This window comes from Bradyrhizobium sp. CCBAU 051011 (assembly GCF_009930815.1).
Taxonomy (GTDB): Bacteria; Pseudomonadota; Alphaproteobacteria; order Rhizobiales; family Xanthobacteraceae; genus Bradyrhizobium.
The window spans coordinates 8915945-8940075 of the sequence record NZ_CP022222.1 but is presented as its reverse complement, the minus strand read 5'-3'; the positions used below and the strand labels follow the sequence as shown (position 1 = coordinate 8940075).

24 protein-coding genes and 2 pseudogenes are annotated in these 24131 nt (G+C 60.6%); 9 read left to right on the top strand and 17 right to left on the bottom strand.

Annotated elements, in window-relative coordinates:
* The first annotated feature begins 51 nt into the window (after positions 1-51).
* Complete coding sequence (locus tag ACH79_RS42005; protein ID WP_202639147.1) at positions 52-1113, top strand: tripartite tricarboxylate transporter substrate binding protein; 1062 nt, start codon at positions 52-54, stop codon at positions 1111-1113.
* A 37-nt stretch (positions 1114-1150) separates the two neighbouring features.
* Here ACH79_RS42005 and ACH79_RS42000 read toward each other — a convergent pair whose 3' ends face one another.
* The gene (locus ACH79_RS42000) at positions 1151-1423 is read right to left on the bottom strand and encodes a hypothetical protein (protein ID WP_161855998.1); all 273 of its coding nucleotides are present in this window, start codon (positions 1421-1423) and stop codon (positions 1151-1153) included.
* Positions 1424-1765: 342 nt separating this feature from the next.
* Here ACH79_RS42000 and ACH79_RS41995 point away from each other — a divergent pair, with 342 nt between their 5' ends.
* The 3 genes from ACH79_RS41995 (at position 1766) to ACH79_RS41985 (ending at position 6416) form a co-directional block, all read left to right on the top strand.
* Positions 1766-4969, top strand: coding sequence for an AAA family ATPase (locus tag ACH79_RS41995; protein ID WP_161855997.1), 3204 nt, complete (start codon positions 1766-1768; stop codon positions 4967-4969).
* A 59-nt stretch (positions 4970-5028) separates the two neighbouring features.
* On the top strand, positions 5029-5334 hold the full coding sequence (locus tag ACH79_RS41990) for a hypothetical protein (protein WP_161855996.1): 306 nt from the start codon (positions 5029-5031) through the stop codon (positions 5332-5334).
* Positions 5335-5681: 347 nt separating this feature from the next.
* A complete protein-coding gene (locus tag ACH79_RS41985; protein WP_202639361.1) occupies positions 5682-6416 on the top strand; it encodes a Crp/Fnr family transcriptional regulator in 735 nt (244 codons plus the stop codon).
* Positions 6417-6467: 51 nt separating this feature from the next.
* Here the strand turns inward: ACH79_RS41985 and ACH79_RS41980 are convergent, their stop codons facing one another.
* From ACH79_RS41980 to ACH79_RS41935, 10 genes are all read right to left on the bottom strand, one after another.
* Entirely contained in the window at positions 6468-7139 is a 672-nt protein-coding gene (locus ACH79_RS41980) for an ATP-binding cassette domain-containing protein (protein ID WP_161855994.1), read from the bottom strand.
* The gene (locus ACH79_RS41975) at positions 7136-7882 is read right to left on the bottom strand and encodes an ABC transporter ATP-binding protein (RefSeq protein WP_161855993.1); all 747 of its coding nucleotides are present in this window, start codon (positions 7880-7882) and stop codon (positions 7136-7138) included. Before ACH79_RS41975 ends, ACH79_RS41980 begins: the two co-directional genes overlap by 4 nt.
* Positions 7879-8868 carry a branched-chain amino acid ABC transporter permease gene (locus ACH79_RS41970; RefSeq protein WP_161855992.1) on the bottom strand — a complete coding sequence of 330 codons (990 nt, stop codon included), beginning with the start codon at positions 8866-8868 and terminating at the stop codon, positions 7879-7881. The genes ACH79_RS41975 and ACH79_RS41970 overlap by 4 nt, the downstream gene beginning before the upstream one ends.
* On the bottom strand, positions 8868-9764 hold the full coding sequence (locus tag ACH79_RS41965) for a branched-chain amino acid ABC transporter permease (protein ID WP_161855991.1): 897 nt from the start codon (positions 9762-9764) through the stop codon (positions 8868-8870). The genes ACH79_RS41970 and ACH79_RS41965 overlap by 1 nt, the downstream gene beginning before the upstream one ends.
* Positions 9765-9859: 95 nt before the next feature.
* Positions 9860-11161, bottom strand: a complete 1302-nt coding sequence (locus ACH79_RS41960; RefSeq protein WP_161855990.1) for an ABC transporter substrate-binding protein — start codon at positions 11159-11161, stop codon at positions 9860-9862.
* 149 nt (positions 11162-11310) lie between these two features.
* Positions 11311-11997, bottom strand: a complete 687-nt coding sequence (locus tag ACH79_RS41955; RefSeq protein ID WP_161855989.1) for a cyclase family protein — start codon at positions 11995-11997, stop codon at positions 11311-11313.
* Positions 11998-12034: 37 nt separating this feature from the next.
* Complete coding sequence (locus ACH79_RS41950; protein WP_161855988.1) at positions 12035-13324, bottom strand: TRAP transporter large permease; 1290 nt, start codon at positions 13322-13324, stop codon at positions 12035-12037.
* Between the two features lie 5 nt (positions 13325-13329).
* Positions 13330-13851, bottom strand: a complete 522-nt coding sequence (locus tag ACH79_RS41945; protein ID WP_161855987.1) for a TRAP transporter small permease — start codon at positions 13849-13851, stop codon at positions 13330-13332.
* 101 nt (positions 13852-13952) lie between these two features.
* Positions 13953-14954, bottom strand: a complete 1002-nt coding sequence (dctP, locus tag ACH79_RS41940) for a TRAP transporter substrate-binding protein DctP (RefSeq protein WP_161855986.1) — start codon at positions 14952-14954, stop codon at positions 13953-13955.
* A gap of 45 nt (positions 14955-14999) precedes the next feature.
* The gene (locus tag ACH79_RS41935; protein ID WP_161855985.1) at positions 15000-15743 is read right to left on the bottom strand and encodes a GntR family transcriptional regulator; all 744 of its coding nucleotides are present in this window, start codon (positions 15741-15743) and stop codon (positions 15000-15002) included.
* A gap of 335 nt (positions 15744-16078) precedes the next feature.
* On the opposite strand from ACH79_RS41935, the gene ACH79_RS41930 reads away from it, so the two are divergent.
* Positions 16079-16384, top strand: coding sequence for a hypothetical protein (locus tag ACH79_RS41930; protein WP_161855984.1), 306 nt, complete (start codon positions 16079-16081; stop codon positions 16382-16384).
* Positions 16385-16711: 327 nt separating this feature from the next.
* Here the strand turns inward: ACH79_RS41930 and ACH79_RS41925 are convergent, their stop codons facing one another.
* Entirely contained in the window at positions 16712-17116 is a 405-nt protein-coding gene (locus tag ACH79_RS41925; protein ID WP_161855983.1) for a VOC family protein, read from the bottom strand.
* Positions 17117-17226: 110 nt separating this feature from the next.
* The gene (locus tag ACH79_RS41920) at positions 17227-17613 is read right to left on the bottom strand and encodes an isoprenylcysteine carboxylmethyltransferase family protein (protein ID WP_246738347.1); all 387 of its coding nucleotides are present in this window, start codon (positions 17611-17613) and stop codon (positions 17227-17229) included.
* 628 nt (positions 17614-18241) lie between these two features.
* Here ACH79_RS41920 and ACH79_RS41915 point away from each other — a divergent pair.
* The 4 genes and pseudogenes from ACH79_RS41915 (at position 18242) to ACH79_RS41900 (ending at position 21992) form a co-directional block, all read left to right on the top strand.
* Positions 18242-18706, top strand: a complete 465-nt coding sequence (locus tag ACH79_RS41915) for a (2Fe-2S)-binding protein (RefSeq protein WP_161855982.1) — start codon at positions 18242-18244, stop codon at positions 18704-18706.
* The gene (locus ACH79_RS41910) at positions 18703-20943 is read left to right on the top strand and encodes a xanthine dehydrogenase family protein molybdopterin-binding subunit (RefSeq protein ID WP_161855981.1); all 2241 of its coding nucleotides are present in this window, start codon (positions 18703-18705) and stop codon (positions 20941-20943) included. The genes ACH79_RS41915 and ACH79_RS41910 overlap by 4 nt, the downstream gene beginning before the upstream one ends.
* A gap of 217 nt (positions 20944-21160) precedes the next feature.
* Positions 21161-21352: pseudogene (locus tag ACH79_RS41905) on the top strand (IS630 family transposase); the annotation flags it as partial.
* A gap of 199 nt (positions 21353-21551) precedes the next feature.
* Positions 21552-21992 carry a VOC family protein gene (locus tag ACH79_RS41900; RefSeq protein WP_371419496.1) on the top strand — a complete coding sequence of 147 codons (441 nt, stop codon included), beginning with the start codon at positions 21552-21554 and terminating at the stop codon, positions 21990-21992.
* 53 nt (positions 21993-22045) lie between these two features.
* Here ACH79_RS41900 and ACH79_RS41895 read toward each other — a convergent pair.
* The 4 genes and pseudogenes from ACH79_RS41895 to ACH79_RS41880 all read right to left on the bottom strand — a co-directional run.
* Positions 22046-22339, bottom strand: a pseudogene (locus ACH79_RS41895) (transposase); the annotation flags it as partial.
* Positions 22340-22462: 123 nt separating this feature from the next.
* Positions 22463-22885 (bottom strand): hypothetical protein, encoded by a 423-nt coding sequence (locus tag ACH79_RS41890; RefSeq protein WP_161855979.1) that lies wholly within the window; start codon positions 22883-22885, stop codon positions 22463-22465.
* Positions 22886-22894: 9 nt separating this feature from the next.
* A complete protein-coding gene (locus tag ACH79_RS41885; RefSeq protein WP_161855978.1) occupies positions 22895-23116 on the bottom strand; it encodes a hypothetical protein in 222 nt (73 codons plus the stop codon).
* Positions 23117-23476: 360 nt separating this feature from the next.
* Positions 23477-23878: a VOC family protein gene (locus ACH79_RS41880; RefSeq protein ID WP_246738346.1), complete on the bottom strand. Its 402-nt coding sequence runs from the start codon at positions 23876-23878 to the stop codon at positions 23477-23479.
* Positions 23879-24131: the final 253 nt, after the last annotated feature.

Genomic DNA, 24131 nt, shown 5'->3' with positions numbered 1-24131 from the left:
ACTGGCCTGACGAATTGATGCGCCGGCCGGGCCATTTCGCTTCCCGGCCGATTGCAAAACGAGGAGTTCGCGCGCACACTTTCCCCAAGAAAATGGCGGGTTCGATTATGCAAATTCGCCGCGGATAAGGTTTGGGGGACACAAATGCGCTTGATCCATTTTCTGATCCCAGCGCTCGCGCTGTTTTCGAGCCACCAGGCGATCGCTCAAGCGAACTATCCGGACCGCCCCATCAAGATGATCGTGCCGCTGGCGGCGGCAAGCGCGGTTGATGTCGCGGCGCGAATCGTGACTCAGAAGATGGCCGACAATATGGGCCAGCAAATCGTGATCCTGAATCAGCCCGGCGCATCAGGGCTGATCGGCGCAGAGGCCGTCGCCCGGGCTGAGCCGGATGGTTACACGATCGGTGGGTTCAACGACAGCATCATGACCATGGTGCCGAACCTCCAGTCCAAGATGCGCTGGGATATTTTGAAGGACTTTGAGCCGGTGTCGCTGGTCGCGACGGTGGAGTGGGGCCTGATTGCCAACAATCAGTCTCCCATCAAGAGTGCAGCGGATCTGATCGCGGCGGCGAAGGCGGCGCCCGGCAAGATCGATTATGGCTCCGGCGGACCGGGAAGCCCGCAGCATCTGGCAATGGCGATGTTCGCGTCAGCTGCCGGCATATCGCTGACGCATGTGCCCTATAAGGGGGCCACCCAAGCTGCAACCGACATTGCCGCAGGCCAGATTCCGGTCGGTTTCCAGGGGCTGGGCACGGTTGCAACGTTGGTGCGCGGCGGCCAGCTCAAGCTGATCGGGGTAACCACAGAGAAGAGATTGGCGCAATTCCCTGATGTGCCGACCGTCTCGGAATCAGGTTTGCCCGGCTTCTTCTTCAATTCATGGTTCGCGATTCTTGCGCCTGCTGGCACCCCGAAGGATATTATTGCCCGGCTGAACGCCGAAGTGCTGAAGGCCGTCGGCGATCAGGATGTGCGCCGAAAACTCGAAGAGCTGGGATTCGCGGTGCGCGGCAGTTCAGCGGAAGAGCTACGCGCCATGACGCGCGATCAGCTCGCGAAGTATGAGCGTGTGATCAAGGAAACGGGAATCGCCAAGGAATAGCTGCTGGCGCGACAGGCGCCAGCAGCCGGTCTCGTAATCAATAACAGGCGTAACGGCGCCCGCCGCGGCCGACATAGTAGTCAGCCCCCATTGCACAGGGACCAACACCCCACGCATAAGCTCCGCGAATCTGGTTACGCAGCGGGTAGTCGCCGGTATAGGGGCTGTTGGCTCCCTTATTCTGGCAGTTCGCGTTCGGGTAGAACTGCGCGCAGTAGCCGGGATTGTAGACGACCTCCTGCGCGGCGGCCGGCGCAGCGACCGCAGTGGAAAGGAGGGCGGCCACGCCCAGCAAAGCGAATCTCGTCATGGATATTCTCCTTAAAAACAGATCAAGGGGCGCCAGCTCAAGCCTATTCGGTCTGCGCGAGTGGGCTCAGCGATCAATCTGAGCCGTTAGTGCCGCGCATGGCGGAAAGGTTCACGGAGCTATGTGCGACATGGCGGGCTGCCCGGCATCCCCTAGTTGCAGGGCATGTTATCTGCTAGGAGAATCCCGGTTATGTTTGAATCAATTGCCTTCAGATCCCTCCGAGTCCAGTGCATCATGGCTTGCCCGTCCGAACGCCCACCGATCCCGACTGCCGACGTAAAGGCTTGCTCGCCCACGATCTTTCGCTAGTCTGGACAAGGTGGATGGAGGAAGCTGAGGGTGTCTTGCCAGGTCTGTTCGTCGACGCTGAGAGCTGGCGATCTGTTTTGCTCTGCATGCGGCGCGGCGGTGCCCAACCATCCAGTGAGGCCGTCTGTTTTCGAAGCGCGTGGCCGTATTGCCGGCGAGCGGAAATTCCTCACGGTGCTTTGCTCCGATCTGCAGCGTTCGACCGATTTGATTTCAGAGCTCGACCCCGAAGAAGCGATTTCTCGCCTCGAGCCGGCCTTGATCGCAATGCGCACGGCAGTTCGCCGCAGCCGAGGCATCGTCAGCAAGGAAGGTGGTGACGGGCTGATTGCCTTGTTCGGCGCGCCGCATGCGGACGACAATCACGCCGTCCTGGCCTGTCATGCAGCCCTCGAGCTCGTCAGGCGTATCAAGCTGCTGAACGATCCGGAGCTTCACGTTCGGGTCGGCGTTCATTCCGGCTATGTCGTCGCGCATGTCATCGAAGCGGATTTCTCTTCGATCTATGAAGCAGGCGGGCCCGCGGTCCATCTGGTGAAGCGGTTCGAGAGCGCTGCGAATGCCGGACAGATCCTTGCTTCGGAATCCTGCCAGAGTCTGGCGACCGGAATAGTGACCTTCAAGGCCCTGCCGCCGAAACGGCTGGAGGGATTTCCCGCACTGGTACCTTGTTACGAGGTCGTCGAGATCAGTGGTCTCAGCCGCTGGCGAGCTCGGTCGACGAGTGGTCTTTCATCCTTCGTCGGCCGGAATGAGCAGATTTCGCAACTGGAGCGCGCGGCGCAGCTGGTCGGCCCTTCCGGGAAGATCGCTGCAGTAGTGGGAACGGCCGGAATAGGGAAGTCCCGTGTGGTCCACGAATTCGTGGCTACCTTGCGCCAACGTGATTGGCAGGTGATCGGAGCCGAGGGCAATCCGCTCGAACAAGCAGTTCCCTATGCCCTGCTGAAGAAGCTTCTTCAAAGCGCACTGCAGCCAGAGAATCTCGTCGTCGCCGATCATGCAGGCTCAAGCGATGCCCTTGCGTCGGCTGACGCTGAGCTTTGGCCGGCGGCACTCAATTCTGTTCTCGATCAGCCCGTCGGAGATCCGCGCTGGCGCGATCTTGAACCACTGCTGCGACGGCGCGTAATTATCGATGCCGTTCGCAATATGCTGGATCGAGTGGTCTCGTCGCGGCCCACGGTGCTGTTGTTGGAGGATTTGCATTGGATCGACGGTCAAAGCGAGACCGTCGTTGAAGCTCTGATGTCGCTTGCGGCAGCCCGCCCGTTACTGGTGCTGCTGACGTGGCGGACCGAATATACGCCGGAGTGGCTTGGGGGCTTCGATGTGCTGCGGATCTGGCTTCGATCGCTCGACGCCGCCTCGGCAAACATGTTGCTCGACAATTTGCTGGGGACTGCTCCCGATCTCGATGCGCTCAAGGCCCGCATCCTCCGCCACACCGGACAGATCCCGCTTTTCATCGAGGAGGTTGCCCGACAGTTCATCAGTCGGCGCGTCGCCGGGGAAGGCGGCGGCGCCGATGCGTCCTGGGACACTCTCGAAATTCCCCCCACTGTCCAGGGGGTGATCGCATCGCGTATCGATCGTTTGCCGCAAGAAGACAAGGCGCTTCTGCAACTTGCTTCGGTTCTCGGACCGCGCGTGTCGCCAAATCTGCTCGCCGCTGTCACCGATATGCCGGCGGCGCAATTGCAAAGCCGGCTTTGGTCTCTGGAGGTTCTGGACTTTCTTGAGGAGGTGCGGTCGGTCCCGTCGGTCGAATACGTATTTGCCCACGACCTTATTCGCGAGGTCGCCTATGAATCTATTCTCCGTTCGCAGCGCGAGGTGCTGCACCGCCGGATCCTGACAGCTCTCGAAGCAACCTCGGCCGGACGCGAGGAAGATGTTGCGGAAGCGCTTTGCCATCACGCGATCAAGGCCCAGGACTGGAGCAAAGTCGACCGATATGGCCATTTGGCTGCGAGGAAGGCGTTTGCCAGATCGGCGTTCCGCGACGCTACGGAATATTTCAAGGCCGCCATGGATGCGGTGGACAGGCAGCCGGAATCGACGGCCCGTGAACAACGGGCGATCGATCTGCGCATCGAAGCGCGGCTCTCGTTCGTGTCGTTTGGAAGCATCGAGGAATGGTTCAGTCTTGGTCAGGACGGCGAGGCGCGGTCCAGGAAGATTGGCGATGAAAAACGTCGATTGGCCTCCATCGCGATCAGGGCGGCAGCGCTGAACTTTTACGGGACGCCCTATGAAGCAATTGCGGTGGCGGAAGAGGCTGTCGCGCTGGCCAACCAGATGAACAACACCCCCTGGCTCTGCTTTGTCGAATATGGCCTGGGCCAATCGTATTTTCTGGCCGGACGATTTCGGGATGCACAACGGCATCTCGCAAAGGCAACTGCATTGCTTGCGAGTGCGCCGAATAACGTCCCGCCGGGGACAACGGGATCCAGCCTTCTGGTGCTCTGCCGCATGATGAGCGCCATCGTTCATGCGTGGCTCGGCGAATTCGACGAGGCCGAACATTGTTCCGAAGAGGCGAGTATCCTGGCGGAAACGAACGACCGCCCTTATGACATGATTGCAGCAGACTACGGGCGCGGTGTCGTGCAACTGATGCGCGGCGATTTTGAAGAGGCAGAAAGTGCCCTCGATCAGGCCCTTCGTGTTTCGCGCGAAAGCGAGGCGCGTCTATTTCAGCCTCTTATCATGAGCGCGCTGGGAAGCCTTTACTCGCAGCAGGGATATGCCGTGCGTGCGACAGAGATCCTGTTGCGGGCGAAGGACGAAGCCGACAAGCTTGGTCATGAAACCAGCAAAGTCGCCGTCTCGGCGTATCTCGGTGCGGCCTATGGCCAACTGGGGGAAGTCCAGCACGCATTGTCTCTCTTGCGCGCCTGCCAGGCCAGCGCGAGGCAGAAAGGATATGCGGGTATCGAAGCGCTGGCGGCGAGTGCGGAGGCGAATATTCTGGCGTCCCAGGGCGGGCACATGCTTGAGGAGGCCATGGGCTGCCTGCAACGGACGATCGAATTCACTGCCAAGCTCGGAGCGCTACCCTTCTTGGGAGCGGCCAAGGGACTTCTGTCACGGCTCCTGGCGGCTTCAGGACGGACAGACGAAGCGAGGGAGGAGTTGGTCCAGGCGATTACTCTCTTCGACCAATCAAAAATGACTGTACATCTAGAACGTGCTAAGGCCGAACTCTCCAATTTCTCTGATATTTGACATATTGTGGCCACGTTGTGGCCGCGGCAATTAGCGCCGCTATTCTAAGGAGCAAGGACGTGGGTGGATTAGTCTACAGCGGAAAATTTGAAGAACATATCAATGAATTGTATAACCCGCAGAATATCAACAAAACCGCGAAGAAATTCAAAGAGTACGAGAAGAAGAACGGGCCTTATTCGTTCGGCAAATTCACGAAATTCCTGGTGCCGAAGAAGGAAAACTGGGCCGGCGAATCGGATCGACCGAGGGGCATGACAAGTGGGAAAAGCACTCTGGAGCAATTCCAAAGGCAATCCGCGACAAGATTACCGAAGTCATTGCGACCAATCTCAGATCCCCCAATCCGATGCCGCTGGTGCTGAAGGTCGGCGAGAACGTCGATGGTACCCATGACCTGAAGGTTCGTATCTTTGCCCATAATGGCCACATGCATATCGGGCTTCACATGCTTTGCCCAATTCTTCGCTGAAATAGGCCTCATCGCGTACAATTCGGATTAGCCAGCAAGACCATTGGGTTTTGCTGGCTTTTTGCTGCAAATATCCCGCTCGCCGGAATGGCGTGCGGTCCAGCCATGGTTCGGCCGCCAAGGCATGGGCTGCCTGACGGCCGCCAAATCGACGCGGCGGTGCGCTTTCCGGTTGAAAAGCCTGCCTGCGTTGATTACGGAAGGGTTACAATCCCGTGTTTCCCCTGGAGTTTGACTGGCGTGCCTCAACAAAGGACGGGTGAAGCTCACGGATTCTCGAGCAGCAAACTGTCGGTTTTGCGCAAGCATCCGGCTTTTGCCGACCTCGAGCCTGAGGCGTTCGACCAACTGTGCCGTTACGCCAAACACACCACGCTGAAGCGGGGAGCCACGCTGTTCTCCAAGGGAGACCCCGGCAATAGCCTCTACGCTGTCATTTCGGGCACGGTGAAGATGAGCATTTCTTCACCGGATGGACGCAATGCCATTCTCAATATCGTTGGGCCTGGCGAAATTTTTGGCGAAATCGCACTGCTCGACGGAAGAGCCCGCTCTGCCGATGCCATTGCAAACAGTAATTGCGAACTCTTCGTCATCGACCGGCGCGAATTCATCCCTTTTGTGAAGGGGCAACCGGCGCTGGCGATGAAGTTCATCGAATTGCTTTGCGACCGTTTGCGATCGACCAGCGATCAGGTCGAGCAGATCATCCTGCAGAATCTGCCAGGACGGCTGGCCAGCGCGCTGCTTCGCCTGTCCGAAAAGCACAAATCTGAGCCACAGGGCCGCACCATCGCGATCACCCAGCAGGAGATCAGCGAGATGGTCGGCATGACCCGGGAGAGCATCAACAAGCAATTGCGCGCCTGGGCGACCCGTGATTGGGTGCGCCTCGAGCATGGTGCCATCGTTGTGTTGAATGCCGAGAAGCTTCGTGATCTCGCCGAAGCAGGATCCGGACATGACGGCGAATAGACCGGCGGTGCGCCTCGCGAGGCCGACCGGCAACATTCGGACCGTCGGGGCTCATTGACTTGCGGGTATGGGATTGGCGCCACGTTCAATCGTGAATTCCATGTCAATCAGCCCACGCGAATGATTCATGTCCGATTGCGACATCAGCAGGGTCAGATCCTTGCCTTTGAGTGATGCAAGCACTTCCGACAGCCGTTCCGACAGCGCCGGCGCGATGCCTTCGAACGGCTCGTCGAGCAGCAGGCACTTGGTGCCGATGGCAAGCGCCCGGCCGAGCGCGACCAGCTTTTGTTGGCCGCCGCTCAGTAGTAGCGCCTTGCGCTGCCGCATCTCGGTGAGTTCGCCGATCACCTCATAGACGAAGGCGAGCCGTGCCTTGCGGTCGAGGTGCCCCGCGACCCACAACGGCAACATGATGTTTTCCTCGACCGTCAACTGAGGCACCAGGCAGCGATCTTCCGGCATATAACCGATCCCAAGTGCCGCGCGGACATGGCGGGGACGGGACGACAGATCGGTGTCTTCGAACCGTACCGTCCCCCTGGTCGGCGTGAGGTGCCCCATGATCGAACGCATCAGCGTCGTCTTGCCTGCGCCGTTGCGGCCGACCAGACTGACCATGGCGCCCCTCGCGACGTGCATTGTAAAGCCGCGCAATGCTGGCATCGACTGGATTTCGACGACAAGATTGTCGATTGCGAGCAATGGCGCTGCGTCATTCATCGCACGCCTCCGGTGACGTAGCGGCGGACTTCCTGATCATTCAGGACCTCGGCGGGCACCCCGTCGGCCAGAATCCGGCCCTGATAGAACGCCACCACGCGATCGGCGTAGCGGCTGACGATTTCCATGTCGTGCTCGACGAATACAATGGTCGCTGCGTCGGGCGCGACGGCATGGATGACGCGGTCCATGGTCGTGAATTTTTCTTCCGCCGAAACGCCGGAGGTCGGCTCATCCAGCAGCAGCAATTTTGGACGGCGCACCAATGCCATGGCGATGTCGATCAGTTTGCGTACGCCGCCGGCAAGCTCCGAGATCGGGCGATCGGCCAGATCGGCCAGGCCAAAACGCTCCAGCAACTCGACGGACTTGTCGCGTCGGCCTTGGGCTTCTGCCGGCGCCCGGAGCGACATCCGTGTGCCGATGCCGGAAATCGCCACAGTGAGATTTTCGGCGGCGGTAAGCTCGACAAACAATTGCGGAATCTGGAAGGAGCGGGAGATGCCAAGCCGGGCTGCGCTTCGTGGCGAGCGCCTGCCGATGTCGATTCCGTCGAGCAAGATCGTCCCGCTGTCAGGTTTGAGATAGCCGGTGACCATGTTGACGAAGGTGGTTTTGCCGGCGCCGTTGGCGCCGATCAGGCTGATCTTTTGACCGGTCGGAATATCGAGGGTGAGCGCATCGGCAGCAACCACCGCGCCAAAGCGCTTCTCGAGCCCGCGTACCGACAGGACCGGGGTCACGGTGCGGTTCCTCGCTTGGCGGTGAGCGGAACCGTTGCCGAGATGCGCCGCTTGTGCCGGTCGCTGATCCAGAGCGAACCGATGCCACGCGGCAGAAGCAGAATTACGCCCAGGAGGAAGACGCCGAGCACGAGCTGCCAGGTATTGGGCAAATAGAGGTTCGAGAACGAACGGACCAGCTCCAGTGCCATCGAGGCGACGAAGACGGCGGCCACACTTTGGTTGCCGGCAAGCACCGCCACGAAGACGAATTCGCCCGATGTGGTCCAGTATGCGAATTGCGGATCGATATGCCGCTGCGCCATCAGGGCAAAGGCGCCGCTGGCGCCGGCGAAGATCGCTGCGATCAGGAAGTTGATCGATATGATGCGGTTGGCCGAGAGGCCGAGATATTCGACTCGCAGATTGTTTTCCCGCACCGCAAGGCTGGCAAGACCGAATTCAGATCGGAACAGGATCGTCGCGGCAATGCCGGCAAATCCGGTCACGATGACCGAGACGGCGTATAGCATGAAGTCGGCCTCGCGCGGATCGGTGAAGCTCATGCCAAACAGGCTTGGCCGCCCGACATTGAACCCGTCGGAGCCGCCAAGCGCGGTCGATTTCACCAGCGCGCCGTAAAACACCATCGATAGCGCCAATGTCAGCATGCCAAAGAAAATGCCGCTGTAGCGCGCGATCAACGGCCCGATAACCAGGCCGAGCAGGCCGCCGCAAGCCGCGCCGACGATCACCTGTGTCACCGCGTCGGTGAGGCCCCAGGCATTGGCGATCAGCGCCACACCATAGCCGCCAGCGGCAAAGAACAGGCCCTGACCGAACGACACATTGCCGGTGCGCGCTAGCACGACGATGCCGAGGGCTATCAGCGCATTGGAGGCGGCAATCGTTGCCAGTGACAAGGTCCAGGTCGGCAGCGCGCGACCGGCCAGCGTCACCGCAGCGACAAGACCGATCATGACCAGGGGATGCAGGCCTTTCCTCATCAAATCCGCCTTGCCGTCTCGCGCTTGAACAGGCCCTCAGGGCGAAACAGCAGCACTGCCGCCATGATCAAATAGATCATGAACAGTTCGGCTTGCGGCATAAGATGCACCGAAGCAGCGCGCGCCAACCCAACCAGAATCGCGCCGACTGCCGCCCCCTCGACGCTGCCCAGCCCTCCGATCACGACGATTGCGAAGCTCAGGATGATGACGTCCGAACTGAGGCCAGGCTGCATCGATATTTTCGGCGCGGTCAGGGCGCCGGCGAGAGCGGCGAGTAGGACCCCGAACGCAAAGGCGATGGCATAGACGCGGTTGACGCGGACCCCCATGCTCACGCTCATTTCCTCGTTATGGATAACGGCAAGCACGATTTTTCCGATCACGGTGCGATTGAGGCCGAACCAGATCGCAAAGCCGACTGCGGCTGAAATCGGTATCAGCACCAGATCGTAGCCGACGTAATAGAGCCCGGCGAATTCGAGATTGCCGAACAGCTCATATGGCTGCGTCGCATAGATCGGATTGACGCCCCAGATCAGCTTGGTGACGTCTTCAAGGATCAGAAACACGGCATAGGTCACGAGCAGCAGCACCACTTCGTCGCGGCCGTAAAACATTTTCAGCAGGCCGCGTTCCAGCAGAAGTCCGACGGCGGACGCGATGAGCGCCACCGAGAGCAGCATGGCGACAAAACCAACGCTTGGGGGGAGGCCGCGCGCGGCCACCATGGTTACTGCGGTTGCCGCGATATAGGCGCCAAGGGCGTAGAAGCTGCCATGGGCGATGTTGAGGATCTTCAATACGCCGAAAACCAGCGTCAGGCCGAGGGCGACGATGAACAGCCACGAGGCCTGAATCAGGCCATCGAGAATGATCGTCAGAAAGAAATTCATGGCGGCGGAATCACGCGGGTCGTCTGTGGGTAGAAAGAGGCGGCACGAAGCTTGATCACGCGCCGCCGTGCGCGCTCATCGGATACCAGTGCGACCTAGTCGCACTTGGCACCCTGCATGCCGCCTTTGATCCAGTCGATCGACTTCACGCCCGGAGGCGGGTTGACGCATTCGGCAGCGAAGTACTGGATATCGACCAGATCGACCCGCTTGAGCTCCGGATTGTATTTGGTGCGGCTGATGGCGATCGGCTGGATCGCCTGATGGCCGTCGGCGAGCTTCATCTGAATAAGTCCACCGGGCGACGGCCACTCCAGGCCGGTCATTGCTTCGACCATTTCATCGGTTGATGGCTTCTTTCCGCCGTTCTTGCTCATGGCCTTTTCGACCGCAGCCTTCAATCCAAGAATCGATTGCGTGATGCGATAGGCGGCCTGGACCGGATAGACGCCGTTGACGGCCTCGTATCCCTTGAACAGCCAATCATTCAGCGGCGACTTCTGCGACATCAGGCCGTAGGCGCCGCGCGCGCCGAGGATGGTGCCGTCGGGCATCTTGTCTCCGAGCGGCGGCAGCACGTGATCGGCGGCGCTGAACACCAGCTGGCTACGCTTCGACAATCCGCGCGGAACGGATTGCAGGACGAAGGCTTGCAGGTCACCACCCCACAGGCTCGAATAGACGACATCGGAGCCGGCGCCTACCAGCGCGGAAATTTCGGTGCCGTACTGGCCTGCTCCGAACTTGGGCAGCAGGTCGATCTGAACCTTGACGTTGGGGTAGAGCTGCTGGGCGGCGGCGACGAAATCGGCCCGGCTATCCTGACCCCAGGCGTAATCCTGATTGATCGCCGAAACCGTATCCATCTTGACGTTCTTGGCCTTCATGTACCTGACGAGGCCAACGTTATCCATCGTGGCATGGGCAGCGGTACGGAACACGTAGTTGTACCTGGCTTCTTCGAAGATGCGCGGTGTGCCACAATCCATCAGCACCAGCATCTTTTTCAGCTCTTCTGCGATCGGCGCGACCGCGAGGCAGTCGCCTGAGCTGATATAGCCGAGTACGACGTCGACATTGTCGCGCTGATAAAGATTGCGCAGTTCCTGCACCTGCTTGGTGGCGCCGCCATTCTCGTCAATGATGACGGGCTCGATCTTCATGCCGCCGAATCCCACTTTCTCGTAGGGCGATGGCACCGAACCCTTGTTCAGTTGATCGATGGTAAATTGCGCGCCATTGCGGGCGGGAACGCCAAAGCTATCCGCGGCCGGCCCGGAGAGGAACGTCACGATGCCAAGCTTGAAGGTATCCTGTGCAGATGCGGGGGCCGCCAGCGCAAACGATGTCGTGGCTGCGAATATGACAGCGCAGTTGGTCCGCCAAGAACGGTCCATAATCTCCTCCCTGATGTAGGCGGTTATTCCCGCCCGATTATCCGCGCCGTTTCAGCCGGCATTGGCGCAAGTTTAGGCAAGCTTTCACCGCGCGTCTATACGCGCCACGCGGGAAGGGGACGGGGGTGAGTGGCTTGATGCCGCGGCCTTCACATATCAAACACTGCGACCGCGCGGATCGGCGAAGCCGTCCCGCCGCGCCATTTCATCGGCAGGCCGATGAAGGTGAATTGGCCCCGGCCGAGCAGCGCTTCGAGATTGCACAGGCTCTCGATGTGGGTGATGTCGAGATCGAGGCAGGCCTTGTGAACGAGCGCATTCACTTTGCCCTCGGGTCCCGGTCGCATCGAATCGATGCCGAAATGCACGATTCCTTGCTGCGCCAGCCATTCGGTGGCGGCGACGTTCACGCCGGAATTGTCGCTGGAATATTCCTTGCGGGGGAATGTCCGTTCGTGGTGACCGGTGCAGAGCAGGACGGTACCGCCCTTCGGCACCGGCGCGCCGGCCTTCGCCACCGCGGCCTCGAGGTCGGCAGGCGTAATCTCGGCACGGGGCGCGATGTGGCGCAGGTCGATGCAGATGCCCGGCACGATGCATTTCTCCAGCGGGTATTGGTCGATGGAGATGCCGCTTTTGCCGAAATGCCGAGGCGCGTCGATATGGGTACCGGCGTGGTCCACCATCGAGATGAACATCGAGGCCAGCCCGTGCACATTGCCGGATTCGGCAAAGGATTCCTCGTGAGTCTTCCATACGCCGTGCATCACGGGCGGGTGGCCGGGATAACTCGGCGTACGGTGATAAAGCTCTCGGCTGAGGTCGACGATCTTCACGCGGAGTCTCCTCTGCCCACAAACAGCGGCGCCTGATCTAGAACCCGAACGCCCGCGGCAGCGCCAGCGACAGCCAGGGTACGTAGGTTACGATCATCAGCACCGTAAACATCACGTAGTAGAATGGCCAGATCCCGCGCATCACTTCATCAACCGAAACCTTGCCGATGGCGCAGCCGACGAACAGCGTCGTCCCCACCGGCGGCGTAAGCAGGCCGATGCCGAGATTGAGCAGCATGACGATGCCGAAATGCACGGGATCGATGCCGAAGCTCTTCACGACAGGTAGCAGGATCGGCGTGCAGATCAGCAACAGGGGCGCGAGATCGAGCGCGGTTCCAAGAACCAACAGCATGATATTCAACCACATCAGCAGCACGTATTTGTTGCTCGATATGGCAACGAAGAACTCAGTCATCTTTGCCGGCAGCTGCATCAGGGCGGCGATATAGCCGAAGCACGACGCGGTCGCGACCAGCGTCAGCACCATGGCGACCGTCTGCAGCGTCTTGTAGACCAATAGCGGAAGCTCGGACCATTTGTAGTCCCGATAGATGAACATCGTGACGAAGAACGCCCAGACGCAGGCGACCGCGCCGGCCTCGATCGGCGTGAAGACGCCGGTGAGGATGCCGCCGAGAACGATGACCAGCGTCACGATCCCCCATACGGCGTCGCCGAGCATCTTGACTGCCTGTCGGATCGGGACCGGCTCCCCCTTGGGATGCTTGTCGCGATAGGCGTAGAACAGGCAAAGCACCATCAGTGAGAAGCCGAGCAATAATCCCGGAAGCACGCCGGCCAGGAACAGGCTGGTGATCGAGACCACGCCGCCGGTCGCCAGCGAATAGATCACCGAATTGTGGCTCGGCGGCACGATGATCGCCTGCAGCGAGGCGCTGATTGTCACGTTGGTTGCGAACACCCGCGGATAGCCTTTGGCGGCCATCTGCGGGATCATCACCGAGCCGATCGCGGAGGTGTCGGCGACCGACGAACCGGAAATGCCGCTCATGATCGTGGTTGCGAGGATATTGACCTGCGAGAGGCCGCCCCGGATGCGCGTGAACCCGACGACCACGGCTGCAAAGTCAACCAGCCGCCTGGCCATGCCGCCCTCGGCCATGATGGCGCCCGCCAGCACGAAGAACGGGATGGTCAGCATCGAGACCTTGCCGACACCGCTGGCAAATTGCTGCATGACAGCGCCGACGGGCAGGTCGATCCACAGCGCGCCGACGAGCGAGGACAGCGCCAGCGCATAGGCGATCGGCATGCCGATCGCGAAGAACAAGCACATGCTGAGAAGCAGAACCGCGATATCCATGGCAATTACTCGACCGGTACGTGAGCGTCGGCGCCATCGCGCGGGGGCGGGCCAATGGTCAGGCGTTCGACGACGAACAGGAGCATCATCGCGCCGCTGACCACGATCGGAAGATAGGTGACGCCGACCGAAAGCCAGGGAAATTCGTCCACCGAGTTATCCCAGGTGGTCCGGACGAGCCGCAGTCCCCAGATGACCATGAAGATGGCGATCACGCCCATCAATATTTCGCTGAGGAACAACGAGGCGCGTCGCAGCAGCGGCGGCAGCAGATCGGTGCCGACAGTCATGTTCATGTGAATGCGCTGGCGATAGCAGTTGGCCGAGCCGATGAAGGTGATACCGACGGTCAGCAGCACGGCCATTGGCTCCGGCCATGACGATGCGCTGTTGAGGACATATCGGGTGTAGACGGCCCAGGGAATGACCGCCGAGACCAGCACGAGCGCCACACATGCGACCGCGGCGCCGGTCCAGTAAACCGCGTCGTTCACACGCCGGAATATTCCGGCTCCAGAATCAGACATCTCGACCTCGGAAAATGACGGCGTCCTTGATCCCGCGAGAGATTGGAAGAGCGTGACCGGAGCGGACAGAGTCCGGCCACGCTTCCATCGCGAGCAGTGCTCTATTGGACCGCTTCGATACGCTTGACCATGGCCGCATATTTCGCGCCGTATTTGTCCCAGACCGGTTTGACGGCATCCTGGAACGGCTTCTTGTCGATATCGGTGATGATTTCGGTGCCGGAAGCCTTCATTTTTTCGATCGCGGCGTTCTCCGCTTCATACCAGAGCACACGCTGCTCTTGCTGGGCTTCCCTGGCAAATTTCTTGATCAGCGCCTGATCTTCCGGCGACAGCTTCTGCCACGAGATGCGCGAGAACACCAACAGCTCCGGAATGATCAGATGCTCGGTCATCGTGAAATACTTCGCCACCTGGTTATGGTTCTGCGCTATGAACGACGGTGGATTGTTCTCGGCGCCATCGACCACGCCTGTCTGCATCGAGCTGAACACCTGGTCGAAGCCCAAGGCGACTCCATTGCCGCCCAGCGCGTTCATGGTGTCGACGAACAGCGGGTTGCCCATCATGCGGACCTTGAGGCCCTTGAGGTCGGCAATGGTCCGGATCGGCCGCTTGTTGTTGTAGACATTGCGCGAGCCGGCGTTCATCCAGCACAGCGCGATCAGGCCGGTCTTTTCGTTCGTGGAAATCTTCGCCAGCAACTCATCGCCGATTTCGCCGTCGATGACTTTCTCCATGTGTTTGGAGTTGCGGAAGACGAACGGCATGTTGAAGACGTTGACGTCGTCCACGACGGGGCCGACGGCGCCGACTGAAATACGGGCGAACTGCAGCGCGCCGAGCTGAGCCTGCTCGATCATCTCCTTTTCGCCGCCGAGCTGCATCGAGGGGAACATCTGGATCGTCAGCCTGCCATTGGTGGCGGCCTCCAGCTTCTTGCCCATCCGGACGACGGCTTCGACCGTCGGATAGCCGAGCGGATGAACGTCGGAAGCCTTCAGCACCATTTTGGTTTGCGCAAAGGCGGATGACAGCGGCGCCGTGGTCGCCATTGTGGCCCCGAGGCCTGCGCTCAACTTGATGAAGTCGCGGCGTTTCATGTTGTTCCTCCTGATGTTGTTTATCGTTTTATGGACTTTTCAACTTTAGGGTCGCTCGTCGAAGTACTCCGGATTGATATGCTGGGTAGCCGAGATGTTCTCGAGCAGGCTTTCGAGGTGGACTTCCATCGCCCGCCTTGCACCCTCCGCGTCATGCGCTTCGATGGCGGTCAGGACGGCCTCGTGTTCGATGATGACCTTCGCGATCCGCCCGCGCTGGGGGAGGGTCAGCCGGCGATAGCGATCGACGTGAACCTTCACCTGCTGGATATACTTCCAGATTCCGGGATAACCGGCGACCTCGGCAACTGTAGCATGAAACATCTCATCGGCTTGATGGAACGTGTCGCTGTCTCCGGCCGCGCTGGCCTCGCGCTGGCGTTCCAGGATCGATTGCAGCGCCAAAATCTGGCTCGGTGTCGCGCGTTCCGCGGCCATCCGCGCGGTGGTTTCCTCCAGCGCCTTGCGGATGATGATGGCCTCGGGGAGCGCTGCTACCGGAATGCGCGAAACGAAGATGCCGGACTGCGGATAGATCTCCAGCAGGCCTTCATCCGATAATTTGAGGATTGCTTCGCGGACGGGGGTGCGGCTCACCCCGTAGGAGAGGGCGATCTGCGCTTCGGAAATCGCTTCGCCGGGGCGGCGCTGCAGCGACACCAATTCGCCGCGAAGGTCGGAATAGATTTTCGATGCTGCCGTCGCCGCGCGCGGTCTGCCGCTGCGGCGCTTGCCGGCGGCAATTCGGCGGACCGTTGGATCCGTCTTTTTCGATGCACGGGCGGGCATGCTTGCTCCCTCAATTGATATATTAGTATATGAATTCGCGGTGGCAACCAGAAATCGTGCGCGCGCGGATTTTGATTCCGCCATTCGGAGGTTCGATCCCTCCCGCCCCAGCCAGCGCATCCGCTGCCCCTGAAATTGCTGACGAAACCGGCATGGCTGGGGAGCTGCTGCACAGCTCTGCGACACATCGCTGCTGCACAGGTGTCGCATCCAATGGTCGCCCACATTTTTCGTCGAAATGCTGTGTACTACTGGCGCCGCCGTCCACCGCGGTCGCTTGCAATCTCTTTCCTCGTCCGCATCTATTTCTGAGCCTCAAGACGACGAGCCGTGTGGTGGCGCGCCGTCTGGCTGCTCAACTCGACCTGATCCTGGAAGATGCCGCGATGCTCGCCGACAGCGCCAGTCTTGACCTGTCTCCGTCTCAAATTGAGACAATGCTGCGCGCCGTGGTGGCCAGCCATCTCACGAAGCTCGAGCGAGTCTCGCTGGCCGCCAAGGGCGATCCGGATTTCGACGCCGATCAGGCGCGCCTCGACGCAAGTAGCCGCACGGATCTACTCGAATCGGGCCAACTGCACCTAGACCGTCGACTCATCGCACAAGCACATGAAGCGCCCGTCGGAGCGACTGGATCATGATCGGCAACGAGCTGTTACCTACAAAAGCGAGGCGTCGAGTTCTTGATGCAAGGAGGGATCGGCATCGGCATCAAAGTCGTCAAGATTGTTGAGGACGAAGAAAGCGAGGATGAGAATGCGCAAGCAAAGCGGAAGAATAGCAAAGCGAGCGTAAAGCGGGTTTCGAACTCAACAAAGAAATAGCGGAGTGAATTTCGTGATGACGGGATCTAGAGCGCGCGCCATGGGCGGCGATCTTCGGTATGTCGAGGACCATCCAGTTGCCGTCTCCATGGCGGCTGGTCGATCAATTCATGAAGTCTCGCCACGAGCGGCCGAGCCGAACCGTCAAGACCGAACCGGCTGCCCGATTCCCAGCAGGTTTCCTTCGCTGTCGCGGAACCACGCGCCCCGCTCACCGGTACCCTTGCTGGGGTAATTCCCCCCAATCTCCGCAATTCCATCAACGGTCCTCAGGCCGGGCAGGTCATACTCCTCAAACTCAACTCCCCGCGCTCGAAGCTCGCGCATCGTCGCCTCGATGTCGTCGACTTCCCAGCCCATTTGCGTGTGCGTGCCGGATTGCACTCCGGTCGAGATGAAGATCGCAAACTCGCCGGCCGCGCAGACGTAGCGGAGCCCGCCCTCGCGCTGTTCGACCGGCTCAAGCCCGAGTTTCTCCGAGTAAAATGCCCGCGCGCGATCTAGGTCTTTGGCTGGAAGCCGAGTTGCCACCTTCGCGTCCTTTAGCATACCCTCTCTCCTTTCGTCGTCTTCATGCGCCGGTCCGGCCGCTCTGATATGGACCATTGCATGCAATCCAACCGGTGAATCGGCAGCGACCTGCGGTCTTGCACGATGCCTCATGGCGGGTTCTGTACATCCAGCGCCGCACACGCGCACGGTAGCGGCGATAGACGTGGGCCGAACTTGCGATCGAGATAGGCTTCCTTGCGGGCGACTACACCGTAGCGAATGACGAGGGCGAAGGGCACCAACGTCAGCAACAGCCAGAGGCTGTTGAAGGCAATGGCCAAGCCGATCAGACCCAGGAACATGCCGAGGTAGATGGGGTTGCGCGTAAAGCGGTACGGTCCAGTCTCGACGACGGTTGTAGTCCGCAGACTGGTAGGGACGTTCGAACCGGCCTTGGTGATCGTAACGATGGCCCAAGCGAAAAGTGCCAGCGCGAGGACAAACACCATCGCACCGAGCCAGCCTGCAAGCAGTTCGGCGGGCAGGAACGGCAAGGCACGAGCCAGTTGAGCGCAAGCCCGGCAACGACCGCAAGCCCCCATGCGAAGGGCGGCCGAATAATAACTTGAGCAGTATCCGCCGTGCCATCCATGACAGGACTGTGAGTCCAAGGTCCATGTCTACTTCACCTCGCAGAGTACCAAACACCCCAGCCGTCGTCATCGCCGAAAGGATTGTTCCCGACCCTCGCTGCGCTCGGGGCGTCCCCCGCCGCAAGTCCCATACGGCAGGGGAGGGTGGCGGGGCCGAAAGCCGCTAGGTGCGAGCGAGTGCTGCGCGGATGTGAATCTCAACAATCAGCTAAAGCGCGATCGCGATTCGATCCGGGCCAAATGACGCGCGAATGTCCGCGGTAGAGTATCTCAGACTTAATTCTGGCGTCGCCCAATGTCGCAGGAGCGCCGGCAGCGGACGCAGCTTCACACGCTTCGAAGCCGATCTGCTCACTCGTTAGTCAATGGGACGGCGCCGCATCGATTCAAATCAAGATCATCTTGCAAGTCTTCGTGATCTTCATGACAGCGCCAAGACTTTGGCGTAGGCTGCCGCAACTGTCACGTGACGGGCAACTATGCCGGCGCGGTCAAGGACCGTTACGCCCCGAGGGGCTCCGGAGGTCGCATGCAGCTCATCGTCAACGGCAAGACGCATCAGGTTGACGTCGAAGACGAGATGCCACTGCTATGGGTCTTGCGCGACGTACTCGGAATCACGGGACCCAAATATGGCTGCGGGGTTGCGATGTGCGGCGCCTGCACGGTGCATGTTGGCGGCGAGGCGGTGCGATCCTGCTCGCTGCCGGCCACGGACATTAAAGGCGACATCACCACGATCGAGGGATTGGGCACGCCGGAGGCGATGCATGTCGTGCAGAAGGCCTGGCTAAAGCACCAGGTCGCGCAATGCGGCTATTGCCAGTCCGGCCAGATCATGACGGCCGCCGCGCTGTTGAGAGTCAACCCCAACCCGAGCGACGACGACATCGACCAGGCGATGTCGGGCAATCTGTGCCGCTGCGGCACTTATCCGCGGATCCGCGCCGCGATCAAGACCGCGGCGCGCGAGCTCAAGGGACGCGCGACATGAGCAGGCTCGGCACGATCGCGCGACGTACATTCCTGATCGGCTCCGCGGCGATCGCAGGCGGCGTCGCGTTCGGTGTTTATGCGTACAAACGCGAGCCGGAGAATCCGCTGTTGGGGCAGCTCGGCGATGGGCAGGTCGCGCTCACGCCCTACGTGCGCATAGATCAGACCGGGGTGACCATCATCACGCCGCGCGCCGATGTCGGCCAGGGCGTTGCGTCGGTGCTCGCGGCGCTGGTTGCGGAAGAGCTTGATGTCGCCTGGGACGACATCAAAGTGGATTTTGGACCGCCGAGCGCCGCTTACTACAACGGCGCGGTGACGGCGGAAGGCCTGCCATTTGCCGCGACCAACGACGGTCTGATTGCTCGCCAGGCGCGTGTCGTGGGCGATGCCATGAGCAAGTTCTTGAGCCTGCAGATCACCGGCGGATCGTCGACCGTCCCCGACGCCTATGAGAAGATGCGCCTTGCTGGCGCGGTCGCGAGGGACGTCTTGCTGCAGGCCGCCGCAAAGCGGACCGGCATCGCCAAGGAGGAACTGAAGACCAGCGACGGCAGCGTGATCACGCCACGCGGCGAAGCGCTCAGCTACGCATCCCTGGCCGCGGACGCCGCCCGGATTGATCCGCCGAAAGATGTCCGGCTCAAGCCCGAGGCGGAGTGGCGCTATCTCGGCAAGTCAATGCAGCGCGTCGACATCATTGCGAAATCAACGGGGACGGCCACATTTGGCATCGACATCAAAATGCCCGGCATGGTCTACGCCACGGTGCGCACCAATCCGAGAATCGGTGGCGGCATCAAGGGTTTTGATGCCAGTGCAGCCGAGAAGTCGAGAGGCATCATCGCGATCGTGCCGATCACCGGTGGCGTCGGCGTGATCGCCGACAACACCTGGCGCGCCTTCAAGGCGGCAAGTTTGATCAAGTGCGATTGGGGACCATCGCCCTATCCATCATCCAGCGCGGCCATGTTCCAGACGGTCGCTGCGTCCTTCACGGCGGAACGCAAGGACAGCCGGCTCAAGGATGACGGCGATGTGGAGGCGGCGCTGCAGGTTGCTGGCGTGCTCGAGGCCGAGTATAAAGTGCCATATCTTGCACACGCGCCGCTCGAGCCGATGAATGCCGTGGTCCAGTTGAAGGACGGCCGGCTCGACATCTGGACGGGGACGCAGATTCCGCTGTTCGTGGTTGCAATGGCGGCTGAGGTCACGGGGCTCCGCACCGAGAACATCCACCTGCATTCCCTGTTTTCGGGCGGCAGTTTTGGCCGGCGCCTCGAACACGATTATGTCCGCCAGGCGGTCGAATTGGCGAAGGCGCATCCCGGACGCCCGATCAAGATGACCTGGACGCGCGAGGAGGACATGAGTCACGACGTCCCGCGTCCGCTCGGCATGGCGCGCATGCGCGGCGCGGTCAAGAATGGCAAGGTCGAGGCCTATGATCTTAAGCTCGCTTGCCCTTCGGTGACTGCCTCGTGGTTTGGCCGGCTGGGCATCCCGACCTTCGGACCCGACACCGCCATCGTCGCGGGTGCCTGGGATCAGCCGTTCCGGATTCCGCACTATCGCGTCACCGGCTATCGCGTCCCGGAAATGGTGCCGGTCAGCTCATGGCGCTCGGTCGGCGCGTCCGGCAACGGCTTTCTGCACGCCTGCTTCCTTGACGAGCTGATCCGCGCGGCGGGCGCCGATCCACTGAAGGAACTGATCCGGCTCTGCTGGCACGAGCCGTCACGCAAAGTGCTGGATGCAGTGGGTGAGATGTCAAAGTGGGGCAGCGATCCCGGCAAGGACCGCGGGCGCGGCATCGCGTTCACGCTGTCGTTCGGCGTGCCCGTCGCGGAAGTCGTGGAGGTCACCAACACGCCGCGCGGTATCAAGATCGACAGGGTGTTCGTCGTGGCCGACGTCGGCAAAGTGCTCGACCCCGAGAATTTCGAGAATCAGGTCCAGGGTGGCGTCATCTGGGGACTCGGCCACGCCATCAATTGCGAATTGACCTATAAGGACGGCATGCCCGAGCAGACGAACTTCCATGCCTACGAAGGCTTGCGTCTCTACCAGACGCCGGTGATCGAGGTACGCGCGACCGACAACGGCAGCGCCATTCGGGGCATTGGCGAGCCTCCGGTTCCGCCCGCCGCGCCCGCGCTCGCCAACGCCATCTTCGCCGCCACCGGCAAACGCATCCGCGAATTGCCGCTGAACAAGCACATCGATTTTGTGTAGATTCCATGCCGTAGGGCGGACTGCGAGCTAGTCATCTGGAATGCAAGTTCGTCACATAAATGAGCGCTAGGACGTCCGGAGGAGAGCGCTTGTGGCGAGTGCAGGTGTGAGAGGCTGGCCGATCGCGCTGTTAGTGCTGAGTGCGCAGGAGCGAGCGTACTTGGAGAGGCATCTGAGCGGTGCCGGGCGATCCTACGGTGTGCGGACGGCTAACCAAGAACTCACCAGAAAGCAGATCCAGCGAGGTGTCCACACCTCCGTCAGGCAGCTTGAGGCCGACATCCGTACCTTCATCGACCTGCACAACAAAAACCCGAAGCCCTTCAAATGGACCAAGTCCGCCGACCAGATTTTGGCTTCCGTCGAACGCTTCTGCCACAAAGCTCAACAGACTTTATGTGGCGAAATTCACGTGCCTAGGGTGTGGACTCACAAATCCTGCTTCGCGCCGCTTAACCTATGTCAAAGCCCCACCGATTGGCCCATGTACTCAAGCGAGGCGGCCAGGTTGATTTCCGCATGTCCCCAAGCGCGGCACGATAAACGGACATCGCCGGAGGTCCGAGTCTGGCCATGAGCCGACCTTCGGACGTAATTGATTGTTGCCAGTGGTATTTTTCAGAGATCAATCTATCGATTGTTTGGCCGGAGAAGAACCCGTGAAGCGCACGTGGACGATCATTGGCGTAGCTGACGTGTCGCAGAGCTTCAGGTGGTACCAGTCGCTACTTGGCCTGCCTGAGACGGCTCCTGCTCACGACTACTTCGGGCAAATCGTCGACTCGGACGGAACAGTCTTGCTCTGTCTCCACGAGTGGGGAGCCCACGAGCATCCCTCGTTGACAAGTCCCCACGACGCTAAGCCTGGCAACGGCCTCCTCTTGTTCTTCCGGGTCGACAACTTTGATCAAGCTTTGCCAAGGGCGCGCGCGCTCGTCAGCCGACTGGAAGAAGAGCCACATGTAAATCACAACACTGGAACTGCGGAGTTTTCGCTCCGAGATCCTGACGGATACTACGTCACCATCAGTGCGCTTGATCCGGCGTAACCCCTCCATCGAGCCGACAAGTTCCGGCAAGCTGCGTCGCTGGAAAATGCCGCTCACGTGGAACGTTCCCGCATGTCCGTGTTGGGTCCAGGCTGTGTAAAAACACGGGTGCTAGGGGTTGGTGCGGCGCCAACGCCCAATATGCTCATTGCCCTTTTCGTGTTGTAGGCGAGGACGTGCAACGCCATTTCGGTACCGACGTGCTTAAGTGTCTTCGTCTGGAAGTGCGTCGATCCCATCCAGGACTTTATCGTACCGAAGGGATGCTCGACCGTCTGGCGACGCAGACGCATCTTGTCCGGGTTGCGATCAAGCCGCGCTTGCACGGCCTCAAGGACGGCTTCGTGCTACCAGCGTGATAGGCCGGCAAGAAGCCGGCCAAGGAAGCGGGTGCGAAAAAACCTGCCGCCAAACCCCAGCGCAAGTCGACATAAGAGGGATTGCGCGCAGCAACGACTCGGTCCGCGCGGTCAGCCGAGAGGTCGGGTTTGTCTGAAATGGAAGCCGCTAGGAGTGAACCTGCGGGCCACAGCGCGCGCCTTGTCCTCGCATGTCTCCAGCGCGATCTTCTGGGCGAGCATGACGTCTCCGATCGGCAGCGCGCCGATCGGCATGAAACACAACCCCTCCTGCAGGCGACCTCTTTCGTCGATCTCGCACACGTTCACCGAGGCCCCGGCGTGGATCCTGTACCGCTTTCCGCTGTCGCTTCCGACGACCTCAAAGTAGCCCCTTTTGCCGAACTGCTCCCGCTGGCTCGGCGACAGCCATTTTTGCAATAGCCGCAGTGATCGGCCCTCCGGCGTGCCCTCGGCGCCGTGCCTGATGAAAAGGGCTCGCGTCGCTCTCTTGCGGGAGAGACCACCTGGCGGCAACGGTCGAAAGCCGAACATGAAGGCCGACTACCCGCCGACCAGCCTGGGGAAGAAGACGGTCTCTTCCGCGTTTGGGTCGAACGATCGAATCTGGGAGACCTGACCTGGACCGGTCCGGACCGCGGCGGTGAAGCCGACCTTCGTCAACTCGTAGAACCGCTGCTCGGCCTTCGCCAGTTCTTTTGCGTCGTGGGAGTTGAAGGGATGACGGCTGTCGCCGGTGCGGTCCATCACGATCTGGATTGCCATGATTGCCTCCTCGGATTGCTATGATAGCCAAGGACCTCGATCCAGTATCGGGCCGAAGTCGTGTTCTTTCAAGACAAGAACATTCCATCGAAACATGTTGGTCGTCGGCTGATCGCGGCGGGTGCACTCAGAGCCGCCGCCGACAGGTCCTCCGCCCGCAGGTTTATGGTGCCCATTCCACGCACTCCTTTTCCCACGCGGTCGAGATGTTTCTAAGTGCGCGGCGGGCGCTGGAGTTTTCACACGACCAAGACCCGAAGCGGACATCAAACGTCATTCAATCACCTCAGGGCGCGCAACAGGAACGCCTTGGGCATCGACCTCTCTTTCCTCCTCCCTATTCCGTCTTCGGGGGGCATGTTAATTGCGCGGAATGGGCTGAAGCATGCTTACGCGGTTGCCCTCCGTGTCAAAGAATGAGACGTACTGGCCCACGCCCGGAATCTCCAACGGCTCACCCAGTACCGTGCCACCGGCATCAGTCACTTGCCTCATCGCGGCCTGAATGTCATCGACCGCGATGACGAGCGAAGGATATTGCGCCGGCCAGTCGGGCTTTTTCGGGAAGAAGCCACCATTGATCGCGCCTGGCTTCTTAGGCCCACTCTCGTCCGTTTCGGTTGTGGTGGCAAGGACATAGTTTCCCATCTCCTCCCCAAACATCTGTGTCTGCCAGCCAAATACGTTTTGGTAGAACTTCGCCATGCGCTCGCGGTCGTCGTAGGGCATTTCGAAGTGAACGACAGAGTTCATTTTGCTCATGATGGTCCTCCTTGCGATTGTTCGAGACGTTCGAGGCGACGCCGCCGCGGGCGCTTCACGGCCCGGCCAGTTCCCCCTTCCAGAACACGCGCCAGCGCTCGACCGCATGGCGCAAATCGAGCCCTTTCAATTCGCGAGTTCGCGCTGTGATTGGCTCCCGATGCAGGAGCTCCCAAAGAGCCGTCGCACGCGCTCTCGCGAGGCCCTACATCATTGCGAACGCAGCGAGGCAATCCAGAGAGCTGCGATAGAA

Bases quoted from the DNA above. Each gene is read 5' to 3' on its own strand.
- dctP (WP_161855986.1), bottom strand. From the start codon at position 14,954: ATGAAACGCCGCGACTTCATCAAGTTGAGCGCAGGCCTCGGGGCCACA.
- ACH79_RS41960 (WP_161855990.1), bottom strand. From the start codon at position 11,161: ATGGACCGTTCTTGGCGGACCAACTGCGCTGTCATATTCGCAGCCACG.
- ACH79_RS41885 (WP_161855978.1), bottom strand. From the start codon at position 23,116: ATGGCAATCCAGATCGTGATGGACCGCACCGGCGACAGCCGTCATCCC.
- ACH79_RS41890 (WP_161855979.1), bottom strand. From the start codon at position 22,885: ATGTTCGGCTTTCGACCGTTGCCGCCAGGTGGTCTCTCCCGCAAGAGA.
- ACH79_RS42000 (WP_161855998.1), bottom strand. From the start codon at position 1,423: ATGACGAGATTCGCTTTGCTGGGCGTGGCCGCCCTCCTTTCCACTGCG.
- ACH79_RS41970 (WP_161855992.1), bottom strand. From the start codon at position 8,868: ATGAGGAAAGGCCTGCATCCCCTGGTCATGATCGGTCTTGTCGCTGCG.
- ACH79_RS41965 (WP_161855991.1), bottom strand. From the start codon at position 9,764: ATGAATTTCTTTCTGACGATCATTCTCGATGGCCTGATTCAGGCCTCG.
- ACH79_RS41880 (WP_246738346.1), bottom strand. From the start codon at position 23,878: ATGAGCAAAATGAACTCTGTCGTTCACTTCGAAATGCCCTACGACGAC.
- ACH79_RS41950 (WP_161855988.1), bottom strand. From the start codon at position 13,324: ATGGATATCGCGGTTCTGCTTCTCAGCATGTGCTTGTTCTTCGCGATC.
- ACH79_RS41925 (WP_161855983.1), bottom strand. From the start codon at position 17,116: ATGCTAAAGGACGCGAAGGTGGCAACTCGGCTTCCAGCCAAAGACCTA.
- ACH79_RS41945 (WP_161855987.1), bottom strand. From the start codon at position 13,851: ATGTCTGATTCTGGAGCCGGAATATTCCGGCGTGTGAACGACGCGGTT.
- ACH79_RS41980 (WP_161855994.1), bottom strand. From the start codon at position 7,139: ATGAATGACGCAGCGCCATTGCTCGCAATCGACAATCTTGTCGTCGAA.
- ACH79_RS41915 (WP_161855982.1), top strand. From the start codon at position 18,242: ATGCAGCTCATCGTCAACGGCAAGACGCATCAGGTTGACGTCGAAGAC.
- ACH79_RS41935 (WP_161855985.1), bottom strand. From the start codon at position 15,743: ATGCCCGCCCGTGCATCGAAAAAGACGGATCCAACGGTCCGCCGAATT.
- ACH79_RS41910 (WP_161855981.1), top strand. From the start codon at position 18,703: ATGAGCAGGCTCGGCACGATCGCGCGACGTACATTCCTGATCGGCTCC.